Raw genomic sequence first — 17490 nt, 5'->3', positions numbered from 1 at the left:
CTCCTCCCGGGAATAAAGTTTCTATTTTGAGAAATATGGAACGGCAATTCCCGATAGTCAATTGGACCAGTGACGCCTCATTCGTCGCGCCGCGCCGCCACGCCATGGACCAGCGCCATCCCAACGGCGAGCGAGGCCGCCAGTGAGCGGAAGCCGGCAAAGTCAGATTCCACCACTTCCAGCCAGCTGTCCGAGAGCGGGATCAGCGGGCTGAAGGTGCTGTCGGTGACGGTGACGATACGCGCCTTGCGCTCATGCGCCACCGCGACGAGATCGGGCGTGATCGAATTGTAGGGGCTAAACGAGACAGCGAGCACGGCATCCCGGCCGCTGATGCAGCCGATCTGGTCAAGTGCGGAGGAGCCGACATTGTCGACCAGCACATTGCGCACGCCCTGCTGCGACAGTGTCAGGGAGAGATAGGCGGTGACGGGAAAGGCGCGCTTGGAGCCGATGACATAGATCAGCTCGGCGGCCGCCAGCAGCGCCACCATCTTGTCGAAACTCGCGACATCGAAGCCCGCCTCGATGCGGCCAAGCGAGGCCTGCGACGCGCCGACCATGCCGTGCAGGAAATGCAGATTGGGCTCGGTCTCGGTGCGCGGTTCGCCGCGCCCTTCCGGCCATGAGCCCTTGATGTGCTCCTTGAACAGGCCCTGGAAATCGGAAAAGCCGGAATAGCCGAAGATCTGGGCAAAGCGCACCAGCGTCGAGGGCTGCACGCCGGCCTGTGCCGCAACCTGCGCGATGGTGCCGAGCGCGACGTCGCTCGGATGCTGCCACAGGAAGATTGCCACCTGGCGCAGCCGCTTGGGGAAATGCACCGTGCCCGACGACAGCACCGCGCGCAGCTCCTCATAGGTCTGCGGCTGGATATAGCCGAGTGCTGCCAGGGAGCGCCCGCGCTTGCGCGTCGCCGCCTCGTCGGTGCTGGACCGTCCGGATGCCTTGCTTGCCCCACTCATGATTTCAGGCTAGCGCGATACGATCGTTTTACAATATGGAAATTGGAAATCGTGTTCGAAAGCGGTCTGCCGGGAGGAGCTTGAAAATGGTCTACGCAACATCGGACGGATCAGCCGGCAAGCGCCTGCGGGTCGGCATGGTCGGCGGCGGCCGCAACGCTTTCATCGGCGCGGTGCATCGGCTCGCCATGCGCCTCGACGACCAGATCGTGCTGGTCGCCGGCGCGCTGTCGTCGGACCCGGAAAACGCCGCCGCATCGGCCGCCGAGATCGGCATCGCGCCGGATCGCAGCTATGCCGACTATCGCGAGATGGCGCGAACCGAAGCAGCGCGGCCGGACGGCATCGAGGCGGTGGTCATCGTCACGCCCAACCATCTGCACGCGCCGATCGCCACGGCCTTTCTCGAGGCCGGCATCGACGTCATCTGCGACAAGCCGCTGTCGACGACGCTGGATGAGGCCGAGGCGCTGGTGGCGCTGGCGCGGGAGAAAAAGCGTCGCTTCGTCGTCACGCTCAACAACACCGGCTACGCCATGGTCCGCCAGGCGCGCGAGATGGTGGCGGCGGGCGCGCTTGGCCGCATCGTGTCCGTGCATGGCGCCTACATCCAGGACTGGCTGACCAAGCCGATCGACGCCGAGGGCCAGAAGCAGGCGGAGTGGCGCACCGATCCGGCGCGCGCCGGGCAGTCGGCGGTGCTGGCCGATATCGGCGTGCATGCCTTCAACCTGGCAAGCTATATCTCCGGCTGTGAGGCCGAGGCGGTGTCGGCCGATCTGTTCACTGCCGTGCCGGGACGCCGGCTCGACGACAATGCGCATGTGCTGGTGCGCTGGACCGGCGGGGCGCGCGGCACGATCCTCGCCAGCCAGACCTCGCCCGGCCACTACAATGATCTCTCGGTGCGCATCTATGGCGACAAAGCCGGGCTCGAATGGTCGGGTGGCCGGCCGGAGGAATTGCGCTTCTCACCATATGGCGAGGAAACCCGCACGCTGGTGCGTGGCGGTCACGGCTCGACCGCTGAAAGCCAGCGCGTGTCGCGCATGCCAGCGGCGCATCCGGAGGGATATATCGAGGCCTTCGCCAATTTCTACCGCGACGCCGCCGATATCATTCGCGCCCATCGCTCTGGTGGGGTGGTCGATCCGGCGCGTGCGGCGCAGGTGCCCGATGTTGTGGATGGCGCGCGTGGGGTGAAGTTTGTTGCTGCGGCGGTGGAGTCGAATGCGGCGGGTGGGACATGGACTTCGGCGCGGTTTGGGTGAGGGGCTGATGCGGATGTAGAGGCCAGCGGCCTAGGGCGGTCCCCCACTCCGTCTCGGCTTCGCCGATCCACCTCTCCCCGATGAGGAAATCCCAAGCTTTTTGATGGGAAATGAAACCCAAGTCTTTCGATGCAGTGACTCCGGCGGTTGGCGTTTCCTCTCCCCCATGAACATGGGGGTAGAGGTGGCTCGGCGAAGCCGAGACGGAGTGGGGGACTGGCGCTGCCCTAAGGGATTGACCCGCCGAAGGCGCTACCGCCGCCGCAGCAGACCTGGCAGCGGCGGGGCGCCAAGTACTCTTCGGTCGCTTTACTGGGCAAAACGCTGCTATGCATGTGTTAATCATGATAGGGGTTGTTCATTGTCAGAGCATCGGCCCAGCCGTATTCGGTAACAATGCGCAACTTGTCTCTCTTCCTTGCTGCCAGCCTCGGCTGCCTCGTTCTCTCGGCGGTTTCCTTCGGCGCTCCGCAAGGCCTGCTCGTCACCCTGTTCCCGAACAGCAATGCAGCGAAGGTGGCGCAGTGCAGAAGCCTTCTCAAAATCCGTTTCGACACGGGCGAATGGCCGGACAAGGGCGCGGCTGACCATATGCGCTATGACGAGTGCTACTATCTGATCTGTGGCGGAACCAGGCCGAGCGCTTGAAGGCTTGGTGCAGCTATCCCTTGATCGCCGAGCCGACGATGGAATCGACGAAGAAGCGCTGCAGGAAGACGAACAGGATAAGCGGCGGCAGCACGGCCAGCGTCGCGCCGGCCATCACCAGGCCGGTGTTGACCGCACCTCTGTTGTAGCTGAGCAGGCGGCTCAGGCTGATGACGATCGGATAGGCGTCGGCATTGCCCTGCAGCACGGTCAGCGGCCAGAGATAGCTGTTCCAGTGGTAGACGAAGGCGAAGAGGGCCAGAGCCGCGATTGCGGGAGCGACGCTCGGCGCCACGATCTTGTAGAGGATCAAGAACTCCGAGGCGCCGTCCATGCGCGCGGCGTCGATCAGGTCGTCGGGCACGCCGGAGATGAACTGGCGCATCAGGAAGATGCCGAAGGCGTTGGCGAGATTGGGCACGATGATGCCGGCGAGGCTGGCGTTGAGGCCGATCGAGCCGACCAGGCGATAGAGCGGGATCAACGTCACGATCGGCGGCAGGAACATGGTGGCGATCAGCACAGAAAACAGCAGCGACTTGGCGGGGAAGTGGTATTTGGCGAATGCGTAGCCGGCCATCATGCTGGTCAGCAGGATGCCGGCGGTGGTGATCGAGGCGATGACCAGAGAATTCCACATCGAGCGGCCGACATTGACCACGCCCGACACCTTCTCATAGGCGTCGAGGCTCGGCGTAAGGGGGATCCATACCGGCGGCACCTGCATGCTCTCGGCCGGCGTCTTGAGGCTCGACAGCACCATCCACACCAGCGGGAAGGCCGAGGCAACGGCGACCAGCAGCATCAGCGTCGCCAGCAGCGCCTTGTGGCCGGACGGGCGCCGGCGCGACAGCCGGCTCGACGATCCCGCGCTCATTCGTCGTTCTTCCGGTTGGCGAAGGCAAACAGCGCGCAGACGACGACAATCAGCGACAGCATCAGCATGACCGCCATGGCCGAACCCAGTCCACCCTGCGCACGCTCGATGCCGACGCGGCGGATGTGGTAGGTGAGCACATTGGTCGAGCCGACCGGCCCGCCCTGCGTGATCAGGGCAACCGGCTCGAACACCTGCACAGCGTTGATGATGGCGATGACGGCGCTGAACAGCAGCGTGCGCCGTATCAGCGGCAGGGTGATGAAGCGGAACTGCTCGAAACGGTTGGCGCCGTCGAGCTTTGCTGCTTCATACAGGCTGCCGGGGATTTGCGTCAGTCCGGCGATCGCCAGCACGGTGAAATAGCCGACCTGCTGCCAGACATTGAGGAAGACGATCGAGATCAGCGCCGTGCGCGGCGACGACAGGAAAGGCTGCGGGCCGATGCCGATAAGGCCGAGCATCTGGTTGAGAGGGCCTTCGCTCGGCGAATAGAGTTTCGACCACACCAGCGCGACAGCGATCATCGGCACCATGTAGGTGGCAAACAGCACCGTGCGCAGCGCCGTGTCGCCGGCGACGTCGCGCTGGTAAACCATCAGGCCGAAGGCCACCGACAGAGGCAGGATGAGGACGACGGAGAGCGCGGTGTAGACGGCTGTGTTGACGAGCGCGGCCTTGAAATCGCGGCCGACCGAGGAGACCCCAAAAATCTCGCGGAAATTGTCGAGGCCGACGAAGCCGGCGCTGGAAAACGGTGTCTGCGTCGACCAGTCCTGGAACGACAGCCAGACGGTGAGCAGCATCGGCAACAGGACGAAGATGCCGATCAGCGTCACGGCGGGCGCCAGCATGATGCCCGCCGAGGCACGGTACCTCTGAATCATTATTTGGCGGCGCGCTCCAGGATCGAAATGGCGTCGGCCTGCGCCGTCGCCTGCGCATCCTTGGCCGAGACCTGGCCATACTGCAACGCCTCGAGCGTCTGCTGCAGCGATTCCGAGAATTCCTGGCCGCCGGGCACGACAGGGAACGGCTTGGCGTCGGTGAGCACGCTGACATAGCCGGAGAGGAATTCCGAGCCGAGCTTGTCCTTGTGCGCCTCGATGTCGGAGAGGCGTGAGGGCAGGATGCCCATCGACATCAGGATATCCGACATCGCGGAAGCGCCGTTCTTGCCGGACTTTGGATTGTTCAGCCAGGCGAGGAAGTCCCATGCCGCCTTCTGCTCGGCCGCACCTGCATTGGCGTTGACCACGGTCATCCAGGAGTAGGAGATCGAATGCGGCTTGTCGCCGCTCGGGCCGACGGGAAGCGGCGCCGTTGCAATGTCGGCGAACTTGTCGCCCATGCCGGCCTTCAGTGCGCTTTCCCACCAATTGGCCATGATTATCATGCCGGTCTTGCCGGAGACGAAATTGTCGAGGAAGGGGCCGGTGGTGTTGGCGTCGGCTGTCGCCATCGAAGGCACGCTGGCGCCGGACTTGATCAGGTCTTCATAGAGCTGGAAAGTCTCCGCGGCCTGCGGGCTGTCGAGCACCGGCTTGCCGTCCTTGACCAGGTCGCCGCCATTGGAGACCAGCAGCGAGGCGAAGGGGTGGACGACACCGGCGGCCCATGAATTGATCATGCCGAAGCCTTGCTGTCCCGCATCCTTGTTGGTCAGCTTCTTGGCCGCATCCTTGAACTCGTCCCAGGTCTTGGGTGGCGCCGCGATGCCGGCCTGCTTGAACAGCGCCTTGTTATAGTTCAGCGCATAGACGTCGATTTCGTTGGGGATGCCGTACAGCGTGCCGCCGACCGAGGCGGCGCTGGTGATGCCCGCCGGCCAGGCGGCCTTGACCTCGCTGGCCACCGCATCGGGAGCGGGCGCGACCAGCTTGTCGCGCGCCAGTTCCGGCAACCAGAGATCGTAGATGCCGCCGATGGTTGGGCCGTCCGCGCCGCCGCCTTGCGAGCGCAGCGTGGTCAGGAGGTCGCCGAAGGGGACGGCGCGCACGGTGACGCTGACATCCGGATTGGTCTTGGCATAATCCTTGGCCGCCGCTTCCAGCAGCGCGACCGTCTCCGGCGACCAGTGGGTGAGATAGGAGATGTTGACCGATTGCGCCCAGCCGGTGGTGGGCAGGATGGCGAGGCCTGCGGCCAGTGCCAGTTTCGACGTCCAGGCAAACGACATTCCTCATCCTCCTATCGGTTCACAATGACGTTATGACAAGTCAGCGCGGCGACGCAAGGGCTTGCTGGCGAAAAAGTCTCACATGGTACGGTCACAGATTTCTTTGCGGCGCTTGAATGTGGATATTTATCGTTAGGCAACAAATGGATGCAGGTACTGCAATGTCGTGAGCGGGCCAACGCCGCCATTCCTGAGGCGTAGCAGACCTCTTGCGAATACCGCTATGTCGTTATAATGACTTTTGCCGAACCAATGACTTCTCACGGCACGGAAACGCCCGGGACGCCAAGGACAGAGAACAATGGGAGACTGGCAATGAGCATGCTTTCACTTCACCGGCGCGCAGCACTTGGGCTGATCGGCGGCCTTGCCGCCGCCTGCGCCGGCGTCTTCGCCTCATTGCCGGCGCGAGCCGCCGACAGCACGGTGACGCTGTGGAGCTGGCGCACCGAGGACGAGGCCGCGATGCGCCGCATCTTCGATGCCTTCGAGGTGAAGAATCCCGGCATCAAGGTCGCCATCCAGTTCACGCCCGATGCCGACTACCAGAACCGGCTGAGCACGGCGCTGCGCGGCGGGCGCGGGCCCGACATCGCCCAGCTCAAGGCCTATGGCGAATTGCAGCCCTTCGTCGAGGCCGGCTATCTCGACGCGCTGGACGACAGCGTGCCGGAGCTGAAGAACATGGAGGACGCGGCGCTTGGCGGCGCGCGCGGCCGCAGCGACGGCAAGCTCTATGGCGTGCCCTACTCGGTGCCGATGATGGGCGTCTTCTACAACCAGGATATTTTCGCCGCCCAAGGCATCGAGATCCCCAAGACCTACAAGGATTTCACCGCTGTCTGCGAGAAGCTGAAGGCGGCCGGCATCACGCCGATCGCCACCGGCGGCGCCAACGGCTCGGCCTGGGAACTGGAGATCGCCGTCGGCGTCGTCGGCCCGACCGTCTATGGTCCTGAATTCTACGACGAGATGATGAGCGGCAAGGCGACCTTCGAGGATCCGCGCTATGTCGCGGCGCTGAAGCGCTTCGCCGAGCTGAAGCCGTATTTCCCCGATGGTTTCGCCGGCATCGACTACACCACCGCCACGCAGCAGTTCATCGGCGGCAAGGCGGCGATGTTCCTCGGCGGTTCGTTCGAGAACGGCAGCTTCAAGGCGCAGAACCCGAAACTGAAATTCTCGATCTTCCCGTTCCCCGCCGACGATGCCGGGGCAAAGCTCTACACCTCGGCCTTCTCCGACGGCTCCTATGGCCTGGTCTCCGAGAGCCAGAACAAGGAAGCCGCGACCAAGGTGCTGGGCTTCATGGCTTCGGCAGAGTTCGCGCAGATGTTCGCCGACGAGCTCGGCTGGCCGCCGGCCCGCACGGATGTGACGGTGAAGGATCCAGTGCTGGCCTCGATGATGGAGATGGCGAAGAATTCGACGCCCTATCTGACGCTGGTCGGCTTCCGCTGGCAGTCGCCGACGGCGTCTTCGGTGTTGCAGTCGGAGATCATCGACATGGTCGAAGGCAACATCGCGCCGGAGAAGCTGGCGGCCGACATGCAGGCCGCAGTCGCCACCTGGTTCAAGCCGAAGCAGTAGGCGCGGCCGGTCGCAAAGCGGCCGCGCCTCTCACGGACCAGAAAAGCGCATGAGCACCCTTCGCCGCACCAGCAGCCTTCGCCGCACGCAGCAGCGCATGGCCGTGCTGTTCACCCTGCCGGCGCTGGCGGTCTATGCGCTGTTCGTCCTCTATCCCCTGGGGATGTCGCTCTGGGGCAGCTTCTTCGTCTGGAAGGGGCTGCGCATGGTCGAGTTCGCCGGCCTGTCGAATTTCTCAAGGCTGTTCGTTTTCCCCAGCGGCGCGCGGCTCTACGGCGCGCTGTGGCACAACACCGCCTGGTTCTTCGGCATCATGCTGTTCCAGAACGGAATCGGGCTTTTGTTCGCCTGGCTGCTGTTCCTGCGCGACAGGGGTGCTGCGTTCTTCCAGTCGGTGTTCTTCTTTCCGGCGGTGCTGAGCCCGGTCATCGTCGGCGCGCTGTGGCGGTTGCTTTTGGCACCGGGCGGCGTCGTCGAATGGGCGCTGAACGGGCTCGGCCTGCACCAGGGCAGCCTGACCGTGCTCGGCAACAGCCACACCGCGCTCGCCATGCTGATCGCCGTCGATGCCTGGAACTGGATGGGCCTGCCGGTGCTGATCTACACGGCAGGTCTGCGGCAGATTTCCGGCCAGATTTTCGAGGCGGCAAAACTTGACGGCGCCGGCAATGCGCGCATGCTGTTCTCGATCGCGCTGCCGCTGCTGATGCCGGCGCTGGGCACGCTGACGACGCTGTCGTTCATCAACACCTTCAACCAGTTCGACATCGTCTATGTCATGCAGGGCGTGCAGGGCAATCCGAGCTATTCGACCGACACGCTGGTGACGTACTTCTACCGGCTGGCCTTCGGCGCGGAAGGTGCTGTCGGCATCACCGATATCGGTCTGGCTTTGGCGCTCGGCACCGTGCTGTTCTTGATCCTCAGCATCGGCACGCTCATGATGCTGCGCTTCTTCGACCGCCGCACGGTGCAGCTATGAGCGCGCTGGCGATTTCGCAAAGACCGGCCATCTCTCGGCAGCTGGCGCGGCTGCCCGGCTGGACGGTGCTGGTCGTTTGGACGGCGGCCGTGCTGTTGCCGCTCTACATCCTTGTCGTCTCCTGTTTCAAGACCACGGCCGAGATCTACGACAACAGGCTCGGCCTGCCGCAAAGCTTTGCCTTCGACAATTTCATCAACGCCTGGACGCGCGCCGATCTCGGCCAGAATTTCATCAACAGCCTGATCGTCACGGGCGGCGCCGTCATCCTCACCATCGTCGTCTCGGCGATGGCCGCCTATCCGCTCAGCCGCTACAAGCTTGGCTGGAATGCCATCATGCTCGGCCTGTTCCTGTCCGGCATCATGCTGCCCATCCGGTTGGCCTCGGTCGAACTGTTCACGCTGATGCGCAATCTCGGCCTGCTGGATTCGCTGACCGGGCTGATCCTGGTCTATTCGGCGATCCGCATTCCCTTCGCCGTCTTCATCTTCGCCAATTTCATGCGCGTCTTGCCCTCCGAGTTGGACGAGGCGGCGCGCATGGACGGCGCCGGCGAGATCCGCATCCTGTTCCAGATCATCCTGCCGATGGTCAAGCCGGCGGTGTCGATCGTGGCAATCTTCACCGCGATCGCGGTGTGGAACGATTTCTTCTTCCCGCTGATCTTCATCTTCGACGACCGCTACAAGACGGTGCCGCTGGCGATCAGCGTCTTCGTCGGCCAGTTTCGCACCGACTGGGGTCTGGTGTTCGCCTCGCTGGCGATATCCATGGCGCCCATCCTGATCATGTATTGTCTGCTGGCGCGCCAGATTCGCGAAGGCGTCGGTACCGGAGGGGGCATGAAATGATCGAAGACAGGATTTATGCGGCGAAATCGATCCTGGTGGTCGGCGCGCACGCCTTCGATGCCGAGGTGATGGCCGGGCCGCTGGCGGCCGCTGCCGTCAAGCGCGGCGCCACGGTGACCTTCCTGCATCTGACCATGGGTGAGCAGGGCCATCCGTACCTGGTTCCCGCGCATTATTGCGTGCAGAAGGAAGAGGAAGCGGGCAGCGCGGCGGAGCGGCTCGGCGTCGCCATGCGTAGCTTTGGCCTGCGCGACGGCTTCCTGCCCACAGACGATCAGACGGCGCTCGAAGTGGGCGACATCATTCGCGAGCTGAAACCCGAGATCGTCATCACCCATTGGCACGGCAGCTGGCACAAGGACCATCGCGCCGCCGCGCATTTGACGAAGACCGGTATCTTCTTCGCCGGACTGCCGACCGTTGCCAGCGACCATCCGGCGCACACGCCGCAACTGCTGCTGTTCGGCGAGAACTGGGAGGACGATGACGGCTTCCGGCCCGAGCATCTCGTCGATGTCAGCGACGGGTTCGAGGCCTGGCGCGACGCGGTCATGGAGTATGAGCTGGCGCGCGGCCTGAGCAGCTTCCCCTATGTCGACTATTACAGTTCGCTCTACCGGCTGCGCGGCTGCCTGCGCGGCACGCGCCATGCGCAGGCCTTCGCGGCGGCGTCGCATTCGTGGAATGCCGGCAGCGGTCTGTTCTCGCTCCCCTTCGGCAAAGGGTCGGGTCGATGACGCGGGTACTCGCCATCGATCTCGGCGCCACCAATCTGCGCGCTGCCGTATCTACGGGCGATGTCGGTGCGTTGGAGGCGCTGGGCAGCGAGCCGGCGCCGGCAACCCTTGATGCCTTCATTGCGCGCATCGACGCGCTGTGCACTGAGGCCGGGTCGGTCTCAGCGCTTGGCATCGCGGTGCCGGGTCTGGTCGAGGGCTCAATCTGCCGCTGGATCCCCAACTTGCCGTTCCTCGACGGCGTCGATATCCAGCCGCTGTTTCCCAAAGTGCGCGTAGCGCTCGGCAATGACGCACAGATCGCGCTGCTGGGAGAGGCTGTCGAAGGCAGTGCGAAAAACATGCCGGATGCGATCCTGCTCGCCATCGGCACCGGTATCGGTTCGGCGGTGCTGGCCAATGGCCGCATCGTTGCCGGCGCGCATGGCGGCGCCTGCTCGTTCGGCTGGGCCTGCGCCGACGTGAGGGATCATGGTGAAGAGCGCAGCGGCTGGCTGGAGCGCGTTGCGTCGGGCCGGGCGCTCGATGCCCTTGCCGGCCAGATCGGCCTTGCCGACGGCCGCCAACTGATCGCCGCTGCCCAGGCCGGCGAGCTGGCTGCACTCACCTTGCTTGAACTGCCGGCGCGACAGCTCGGCACCGCGCTGGCAGGCGCTGTCGCGCTGCTCGATCCGCAAGCGGTGCTGATTTCGGGTGGTTTGGCGGAGGCGCTGGATGTGATCCGGCCGCCGCTGCTTGCGGCGCTGCGACGTCAACTGCCGCCACATCTGCGCGGCATCGACGTCAAGGCTGGAAAGTTCGGTCCCCGCGCCGGTCTGGTCGGCGCGGCGCTGGCCGGCGCCGTTGGGCAAGGGTGGAGGCAGGTGCGATGAGCGAAGCAAGCTTTCAGCAACCGGACCGCAGACGGCCGGAGCCGCTCTGGTACCAGGTCGAAGAGGCGATCCGAGCCATCGTCAAGAGCGGCGAATGGGCAACGGGCGACCAGATCCCGGCGGAGGACAGGCTGTGCGCCCTGTTCGGCGTCAGCCGCATCACGCTGCGCCACGCCTTGCGCAATCTCGAGGAGGCAGGACTGCTCAGGCGCGAACATGGCCGCGGCACGTTCGTGCGCTCGACCACGCTGGTCGCCGGCACGCGCGAGCTGACCAGCTTTACCCAGGAGATGGGCAATATGGGCGTGGTCGCGGGCTCGCGCCTGCTCGACTGCAGCCTGACCACCGCCAATGCGGCGGCTGCCGGCGCGCTGGAGATCGAGGAGGGCGATCCGGTGGTGCGCATTCGCAGGCTGCGGCTCGGCAACAACGAGCCGATCGGCATCCAGACGGCGCAGCTGTCGGCGGTGCGCGTGCCGGGCTTCCTCGATGCCGGCCTGCTGCAGGGCTCGCTCTACGAGGCGCTGGAGCGCCATTACGGCATCGTGCCGGTGGCCGCGCGGGAGAACTACCGGGTCGGCGCGGTCGGCGCGGCGGACGCCGAACTGCTCGACCTCGCTGTCGGCAGCCCGGCCTTCGTCGTCGAACGCATCACCACCGACGAGCGCGGCCCGTTCGAATTCACCGTCTCGATCATGCGCGGCGACCGCTACGAAATCCGCTCGACGCTGCGCGCCGGACGCGTGCCGCTGAACCCGAGAAGCTGATCCATTCCAGACCGACACAGCAAACAGGAGTACCCACGTGTCCGATCTCTACATCCACCGTCTCGCCGCCCTCATCGACCAGGCTGCGAAAGCCAATGAAGAGGCCTTTGGCCAGGCCGCCAGCCGCTTTGCCGACTCCCTCGAGGGCGGCGGGCTGGTGCATCTCTATGGCTCCGGCCATTCGGTGCTGCCGGTGCAGGAAGTGTTTCCGCGCTATGGCAGCTATGTCGGTTTCAACCCGCTGACCGACCCGCGCGTGATGTGGCACAATGTGCTCGGCGCCGGCGGCGTGCGCGAGCTTTTGTGGCTGGAGCGAACTGAAAAATACGCCGAAAAATTCCTCGACCACCAGCCGCTCAACAAGGGCGATTCGATCATCATCTTCGGCCATAGCGGCCGCAACTCGTCGGGCATCGACACCGCGCTCTACGCCAGGAAGCGCGGCATCTTCGTCGTCGCTGTCACCAGCAAGAACAATCTGGACAAACCGGCGACGCACTCGTCCGGCAAGCGGCTGGCGGATGCCGCCGACCTCGTCATCGACACCTGCTCGCCGATCGAGGACGCCATCGTGCCGGTCGAGGGCTGGAGCCGGCCGGTGTCGGGCTCATCGACGGTGCTTGCCATGATCCTGGCGCATGAGCTGATCGCGCGCACGGCCGAGCAGCTCGCCAAGCGCGGCATCGAACTGCCGGTCTTCGCCTCGCCGACCATTGCCGGCGTGACGCTGCACGACACCGACGTCATCTACGGCGTCTACCGCGAGCGCATGCTGGAGGCGCAGCAGAAGCACCTGCCGACCTTCCAGGCGACGATGCGGGGAGAGTGAAAGCACGGAGGCCCGGCACATGGCCAGGCCTCCAATTTCTCTCGCTGGAATTTTCCGGATGTTCAACGCCGCTTCGGGCGGCTCGCGGGAGATTTGTTGCCGCGCGGGCCGCTCTGAACCGGCGTGTTGCCCTGGTTTTCCTCCGACAGCTTGCGCCAGCGGGCAAGGCGCTCAGGGTCGAGCGTACCCGCCTTCAACGCAGCCTGCACCGCGCAGCCCGGTTCGTGGACATGGGTGCAGTCGCGGAATTTGCACAGCGGTGCGAGCTCGGTGATTTCGGCAAACAGCGTGTCGATGCCGGAGGCGACGTCGCTGACATGCAGCGTGCGCATGCCCGGCGTGTCGATTACCCAGCCGCCACCGGCAATGGGGTGCAGCGACCGCGCCGTGGTGGTGTGGCGACCCTTGGCATCGTGTTCGCGGATGCCCGCCGTCTGTTGCGGCGATTGCTGCGCCGATCCGGCCAGCGTGTTGACCAGCGTCGATTTGCCGACCCCGGAGGAGCCGACCAGCGCCACCGTCTGCCCTGCGCCACACCAGGGAGCAAGCGCCGCTGCGGCATCGGCGACGCGCGGGTTCAGCATCACCACGGCCAGTCCACGCTGCAGGGCGGCGGCCTGGCTTTGGTAAGCCTCGGCATCGTCAGCGGTGTCGGCCTTGGTCAGCAGGATCACCGGCGTCGTTCCGGCCTCGTTGGCCAGCGCCAGATAGCGCTCGAGCCGGGCGATGTTGAAATCGGCATTGCAGGACGTCACGATAAACAGCGTGTCGACATTGGCCGCGGCCAGCTGCGGCACCCTGCCGCCCTGTGTGCGGCGCTCCAGCACCGTCTTGCGGGTCAGGCGGCGGCGCAGCAGATGCGTATGCGGCTCGACCAGCACCCAGTCGCCGACGGCATAGTCGCCGGTGTTGGCATTGGCCGGCAGCGTCAGATCCACTGGCCCTGCCCGGGACAGGCCGGCCAGGCGGTCGCGGTGCACCGAGGCGATGCGCGTCGGCACGAGGTCTGCCTCATCGGCTTCAAGCTGGTCGCCGAAGAAATCCGTCCAGCCCAGGCTTGCGAGGGAGGCCGTCACGGCTTTGACCAGGGGGACGGCGTCACAGACATCGGAGAGTATCCTTTGGCAAAATGGGCGCGGACCCTCGGGGCGGTTGTTCAAGCCGTGTATGGGCGGCATGGCGGCATTTGGCAAGCCGAACCGCGCCGATGGCCAAGCCGTTTCGCGCACCGCGTGGAACGCATCGAGGCGGTGGTTCGCTGAACGTCACCAGACACGGAACCCTATCGTGGCACCTATCCGCGTCGCGTGCGTCGAGGGTCGTTCAACATTGAGGAAAAATCCTATGCGCTTACGCCCCGTTATTCTCAATGTCTGCAACACGGAAGGGCGAACCGGAGCGCCTGGCGGCCATCAACCGGGAGCTGAGGCGGCTCGACCCGGATCTGGTCGCCTTTCAGGAGGTCGTCCAGACAGCCGATGTGAAATTCCTCGATACGCTGCCCGATGGTTTGGATTTGCATGCAACGCATCAAGCCTCTTCGTCGACCTCGAAGTTGGCAGGGACGGCTGAGGATGGCAGGTCGAGAAGCCCGCCAAAAGGGGGAGGGGATGGCCGGTACCGCAGGGGGCGGGGGGTTGGGATGGGGTTGCCTGAAGCACCGGCCAAAGCGGGACAAGTCCCACGCCCACAAGCTAGCAGAGCTTGGATCGGTTCATATGGTGTGATCGCGGACTGGCGCAAAAGCGCTTTCATATCCCCGCGCAGGCGTCGGCAACGAGCCCGCAACCGGGGGTTTCCGGTCGGTTGGTGGGTTGCGCAAGCGTCGGTTGAAGGCGCTGCGGGAGGCTGTCGTTTTTAGTGCGGTTCGAGTGCTATGCGCTCAGCGACAGGTGCTCAAGGCAGGGCAATCGCATGGCGCCACCACATGCGATTGTCCTGCTTACGCCACCGGCAGCGTTCGCCCCGCAATCAGATCCGCCGCCTTCTCCGCAATCATGACCACGGCGGCGTTGGTGTTCGACGACACGATGCTCGGCATGACCGAGCTGTCGCAGACGCGCAGGCCTTGCAGCCCGCGCACGCGAAGCTCGGGGTCGACGACGCTGTCGGCATCGCCGCCCATCCGGCAGGTGCCGACTGGGTGATAGGCGCTGCGGCCATGTTCTCGGGCGAAGGCTTCGAGTGCTGAGCGCCCCTGCATCGCCTTGCCGGGCAGATGCTCGCGGCTGATGTATCTGGCGAAGGCTGGCTGCGACAGGATTTCGCGGCTGATCTCGATGCCGTCGATGGCGCGTTCGAGATCATAGCGCTCGGCGAACGGGTTGGGGTCGATGATGGGCGCATCGCGCAGGTCCGCGGACTTGAGCGTGACGCTGCCGCGCGAACGCGGGCGCACATGGTAGGAGTTCAGCGTGCAGCCATTGCCGCCTGGAACCGAGCCGATGCCTTCCTCAACGCCGGCGCCGGGCAGGAAATGGAACTGGATGTCCGGCGTCTTCTCCGCGCGGTCGCCCCACCAGAAGCCGCCGGCCTCTACAATGTTGGAGGCCACCGGCCCCTTGCCGAACAGCGCATATTCAAGACCGGCGACCGCTTGCCAGCGCTTCTTCTTGTAACGGTCGATGCCATGCGGTCCGTTGAGCTCGGCGACGACATCGACGTCCATGTGATCGTGCAGATTCTGGCCGACGTTTTTGGAACCGTGGATCACCTTGATGCCGTGCTGGCCGAGATGCACGGCCGGGCCGATGCCGGACAGCATCAGCAATTTCGGCGAGCCGATGGCGCCGGCGGCGACGATGACTTCGCGCTCGGCGCGGAGCAGTTCGGTGCGGCCATTGACGATGATCTCGACACCGATGGCGCGGCCGTTCTCGACCACGATGCGGCTGACGGAGGCGTCGGTGCGTAGCGTCAGATTCTTGCGGCCGAGCGCCGGCTTCAGATAGGCGACCGCCGTGCTCGAGCGTTTCCCCCGACGCGTCGTCGTCTGGTAGAAGCCGGCGCCCGCCTGCTCACCGGCGTTGAAGTCGGCGCGGAAAGGAAGGCCCGCCTGCTGCGCCGCCTTGACGAAGATGCGGGTCAGCGGATGCGGCGCGCCGCTGGAGACGCCGAGCGGGCCGTCAATGCCATGCTGCGCATCGGCAAAAGTGTCGTTGCCCTCGGAGCGGACGAAGTAGGGCAGCACGTCGGCATAGCTCCAGCCGGCACAGCCGGCGTCAGCCGCCCAGCCGTCATAATCCTGCGGGCAACCGCGGGTGAACACCTGGGCGTTGATCGAGGAGCCCCCGCCCAGCACGCGGGCCTGCGGATAGACCATGGTGCGGCCGTCGATTTCCTTGCCGGGCGCGGTGTCATAGCCCCAGATCAGCGGCCCCGACGTCATCTTGAAGAAGCCGACCGGCAGATGGATGTAGCGATCGGTGTCGGGCGGACCGGCCTCGAGCAGCATGACGGACACGTCCGGGTCCTCGCTCAGCCGGGCGGCCAGAATGCAGCCAGCCGAACCGCCGCCGACAATGATGTAATCCGTCATTTCCACTCCCGGGTTCTCTTTGTTGGAGCATGATCTCCGGACAAAACGGTTTCTCGATTTGTCCGAGAAAACCGGTTCCCACTTCTAGGGATCATGCTCCGGCGGGCGATGAAAATCACCGCCCCTTCCTCTTGCGCGCGACGATCTCAAGTCGCTTGTGCCACGTCAAGAGAAAGGGTATGGTTATCGTGTTGAAGGGTTGTCGTACAAGTGGAGGAGCTTGACGACCCGTCACCTGGAGGTTCCCGGCCGCGCTCCCCGCGCAAGATGCCGGGCGAACAGAATTCAATCGGGAGGATTTCGAGATATGAAGGACACGGAGAATTTTACGGTCAACCGGCGCACGCTGATGATGGGCGCCACCGCCGGCGTGGCGGCACTCGCCATGCCGAGCGTGCTGCGCGCGCAGGACAAGCCGACACTGGTGACGTCGATCCGCTCGCTGTCCAACCCCTATCACGCGGTGTGGAAGACCGGCGCCGAAGCGTATGCCAAATGGGCCGGGCTGGAACACGTCACGCTGGTTTCGGAAGGCAACAGCGAGAAGGGCATTGCCGACATCAAGGCGATGCTGGCCAAGACCGGCGGCAACATGGTGCTGAATTCCGATCCCAACGACACGCCCGATGCGCGCCCGATCGTCGAGGCCTGCGCCAAGGCCGGCGCCTATGTGGTGACGCAGTGGAACAAGCCTGGGGATCTGCACCCGAAGGATTTCAACCCGAACTATGTCTCGCATATCGAGTTCGACGGCATCGACAGCGGCAAGACCATCGCCGAGATCCTGTTCAAGACCATTGGCGGCAAGGGCGGCATCGTCGCGCTCGGCGGCCTGATCTCGACCACGGCGGCGATCGAACGCAAGAAGGGCCTCGATGCGGCGCTCGCCGCCAACCCGGACATCAAGCTGCTCGATTTCCAGGTCGCCAACTGGAAGTCGACCGAAGCCTTCGACCTGATGGGCAATCTGCTCACCCGCTTCGGCGACGACATCAAGGGCATCTGGGCGGCCAATGACGATATGGGCTCGGGCGCTCTGGAAGCGCTGCGCGCCGAAAACCTCGCCGGCAAGGTGCCGATCGTCGGCGTCGACGGCATCAAGACGGCGGTCGATGCGGTGCGCACCGGCGAATTCGCCTGCACGGTCACTTCGGATCCGTTCTGGCAGGGCGGCATGGGTCTCGCCATCGGCTACAACGCCAAGATCGGCAAGTTCGACCCGACCAAGGAGCCGCCGGAGCACCGTGAGTTCTACGGCAAGGCGGTGCTGATCTCGCACGACAATGTCGAGGAGTATTACAAGACCAATGTCGATGCGAAGCCCGAGATCGACTGGAACGATCTGTGGGCCCGGGTCACCGGAGCAATCCGTACCTGATCC

The 17490-nt window shown here is 64.8% G+C and carries 16 protein-coding genes; 10 read left to right on the top strand and 6 right to left on the bottom strand.

From position 1 onward, the window contains the following. Positions 1–77 precede the first annotated feature (77 nt). Positions 78–965 carry a MurR/RpiR family transcriptional regulator gene (locus NKJ88_RS07495; protein ID WP_023714096.1) on the bottom strand — a complete coding sequence of 296 codons (888 nt, stop codon included), beginning with the start codon at positions 963–965 and terminating at the stop codon, positions 78–80. Positions 966–1051: 86 nt separating this feature from the next. Between NKJ88_RS07495 and NKJ88_RS07490 the strand changes: the two genes are divergently transcribed. Together NKJ88_RS07490 and NKJ88_RS07485 are read left to right on the top strand one after the other, a co-directional pair. Next, positions 1052–2236, top strand: a complete 1185-nt coding sequence (locus NKJ88_RS07490; RefSeq protein WP_023824603.1) for a Gfo/Idh/MocA family protein — start codon at positions 1052–1054, stop codon at positions 2234–2236. A 396-nt stretch (positions 2237–2632) separates the two neighbouring features. After that, entirely contained in the window at positions 2633–2884 is a 252-nt protein-coding gene (locus tag NKJ88_RS07485; protein ID WP_023824602.1) for a hypothetical protein, read from the top strand. Between the two features lie 13 nt (positions 2885–2897). Here NKJ88_RS07485 and NKJ88_RS07480 read toward each other — a convergent pair whose 3' ends face one another. Genes NKJ88_RS07480 through NKJ88_RS07470 form a run of 3 tightly spaced genes read right to left on the bottom strand, consistent with a single transcriptional unit; the run spans position 2898 to position 5940 of the window. Beyond that, positions 2898–3761: a carbohydrate ABC transporter permease gene (locus NKJ88_RS07480; RefSeq protein ID WP_031199640.1), complete on the bottom strand. Its 864-nt coding sequence runs from the start codon at positions 3759–3761 to the stop codon at positions 2898–2900. Further along, positions 3758–4648: a carbohydrate ABC transporter permease gene (locus NKJ88_RS07475; RefSeq protein ID WP_023824600.1), complete on the bottom strand. Its 891-nt coding sequence runs from the start codon at positions 4646–4648 to the stop codon at positions 3758–3760. Before NKJ88_RS07475 ends, NKJ88_RS07480 begins: the two co-directional genes overlap by 4 nt. Beyond that, entirely contained in the window at positions 4648–5940 is a 1293-nt protein-coding gene (locus NKJ88_RS07470; protein ID WP_352443882.1) for an ABC transporter substrate-binding protein, read from the bottom strand. The genes NKJ88_RS07475 and NKJ88_RS07470 overlap by 1 nt, the downstream gene beginning before the upstream one ends. A gap of 315 nt (positions 5941–6255) precedes the next feature. On the opposite strand from NKJ88_RS07470, the gene NKJ88_RS07465 reads away from it, so the two are divergent. From NKJ88_RS07465 to NKJ88_RS07435, 7 genes are read left to right on the top strand one after another with little or no spacing between them, the layout of a single operon-like run. Continuing rightward, on the top strand, positions 6256–7530 hold the full coding sequence (locus NKJ88_RS07465) for an extracellular solute-binding protein (protein WP_352443881.1): 1275 nt from the start codon (positions 6256–6258) through the stop codon (positions 7528–7530). Positions 7531–7579: 49 nt separating this feature from the next. After that, positions 7580–8512, top strand: coding sequence for a carbohydrate ABC transporter permease (locus NKJ88_RS07460; protein WP_027049764.1), 933 nt, complete (start codon positions 7580–7582; stop codon positions 8510–8512). Beyond that, complete coding sequence (locus tag NKJ88_RS07455; RefSeq protein WP_352443880.1) at positions 8509–9366, top strand: carbohydrate ABC transporter permease; 858 nt, start codon at positions 8509–8511, stop codon at positions 9364–9366. The genes NKJ88_RS07460 and NKJ88_RS07455 overlap by 4 nt, the downstream gene beginning before the upstream one ends. Continuing rightward, positions 9363–10103 (top strand): PIG-L deacetylase family protein, encoded by a 741-nt coding sequence (locus tag NKJ88_RS07450; RefSeq protein ID WP_023698618.1) that lies wholly within the window; start codon positions 9363–9365, stop codon positions 10101–10103. The genes NKJ88_RS07455 and NKJ88_RS07450 overlap by 4 nt, the downstream gene beginning before the upstream one ends. Further along, the gene (locus tag NKJ88_RS07445) at positions 10100–10975 is read left to right on the top strand and encodes an ROK family protein (RefSeq protein WP_023691907.1); all 876 of its coding nucleotides are present in this window, start codon (positions 10100–10102) and stop codon (positions 10973–10975) included. The genes NKJ88_RS07450 and NKJ88_RS07445 overlap by 4 nt, the downstream gene beginning before the upstream one ends. Further along, positions 10972–11742: a GntR family transcriptional regulator gene (locus NKJ88_RS07440; protein WP_023683130.1), complete on the top strand. Its 771-nt coding sequence runs from the start codon at positions 10972–10974 to the stop codon at positions 11740–11742. The genes NKJ88_RS07445 and NKJ88_RS07440 overlap by 4 nt, the downstream gene beginning before the upstream one ends. Positions 11743–11779: 37 nt before the next feature. Then, positions 11780–12571: a sugar isomerase domain-containing protein gene (locus tag NKJ88_RS07435; protein WP_023700933.1), complete on the top strand. Its 792-nt coding sequence runs from the start codon at positions 11780–11782 to the stop codon at positions 12569–12571. Positions 12572–12633: 62 nt separating this feature from the next. On the opposite strand, the gene rsgA is transcribed toward NKJ88_RS07435, so the two are convergent. Together rsgA and NKJ88_RS07425 are read right to left on the bottom strand one after the other, a co-directional pair. Beyond that, positions 12634–13647: a ribosome small subunit-dependent GTPase A gene (gene rsgA / locus NKJ88_RS07430; RefSeq protein ID WP_245274118.1), complete on the bottom strand. Its 1014-nt coding sequence runs from the start codon at positions 13645–13647 to the stop codon at positions 12634–12636. Between the two features lie 866 nt (positions 13648–14513). Beyond that, the gene (locus NKJ88_RS07425; protein ID WP_352443879.1) at positions 14514–16109 is read right to left on the bottom strand and encodes a GMC family oxidoreductase; all 1596 of its coding nucleotides are present in this window, start codon (positions 16107–16109) and stop codon (positions 14514–14516) included. A gap of 307 nt (positions 16110–16416) precedes the next feature. Here NKJ88_RS07425 and NKJ88_RS07420 point away from each other — a divergent pair, with 307 nt between their 5' ends. Further along, positions 16417–17487 carry a sugar ABC transporter substrate-binding protein gene (locus NKJ88_RS07420; RefSeq protein ID WP_352443878.1) on the top strand — a complete coding sequence of 357 codons (1071 nt, stop codon included), beginning with the start codon at positions 16417–16419 and terminating at the stop codon, positions 17485–17487. The last annotated feature ends 3 nt before the right edge of the window (positions 17488–17490 follow it).

This window comes from Mesorhizobium sp. M0016 (assembly GCF_040324035.1).
Lineage (GTDB): Bacteria > Pseudomonadota > Alphaproteobacteria > Rhizobiales > Rhizobiaceae > Mesorhizobium.
Note: the sequence above shows the minus strand (reverse complement) of the source record. Positions and strands in the feature narration are given on the sequence as shown.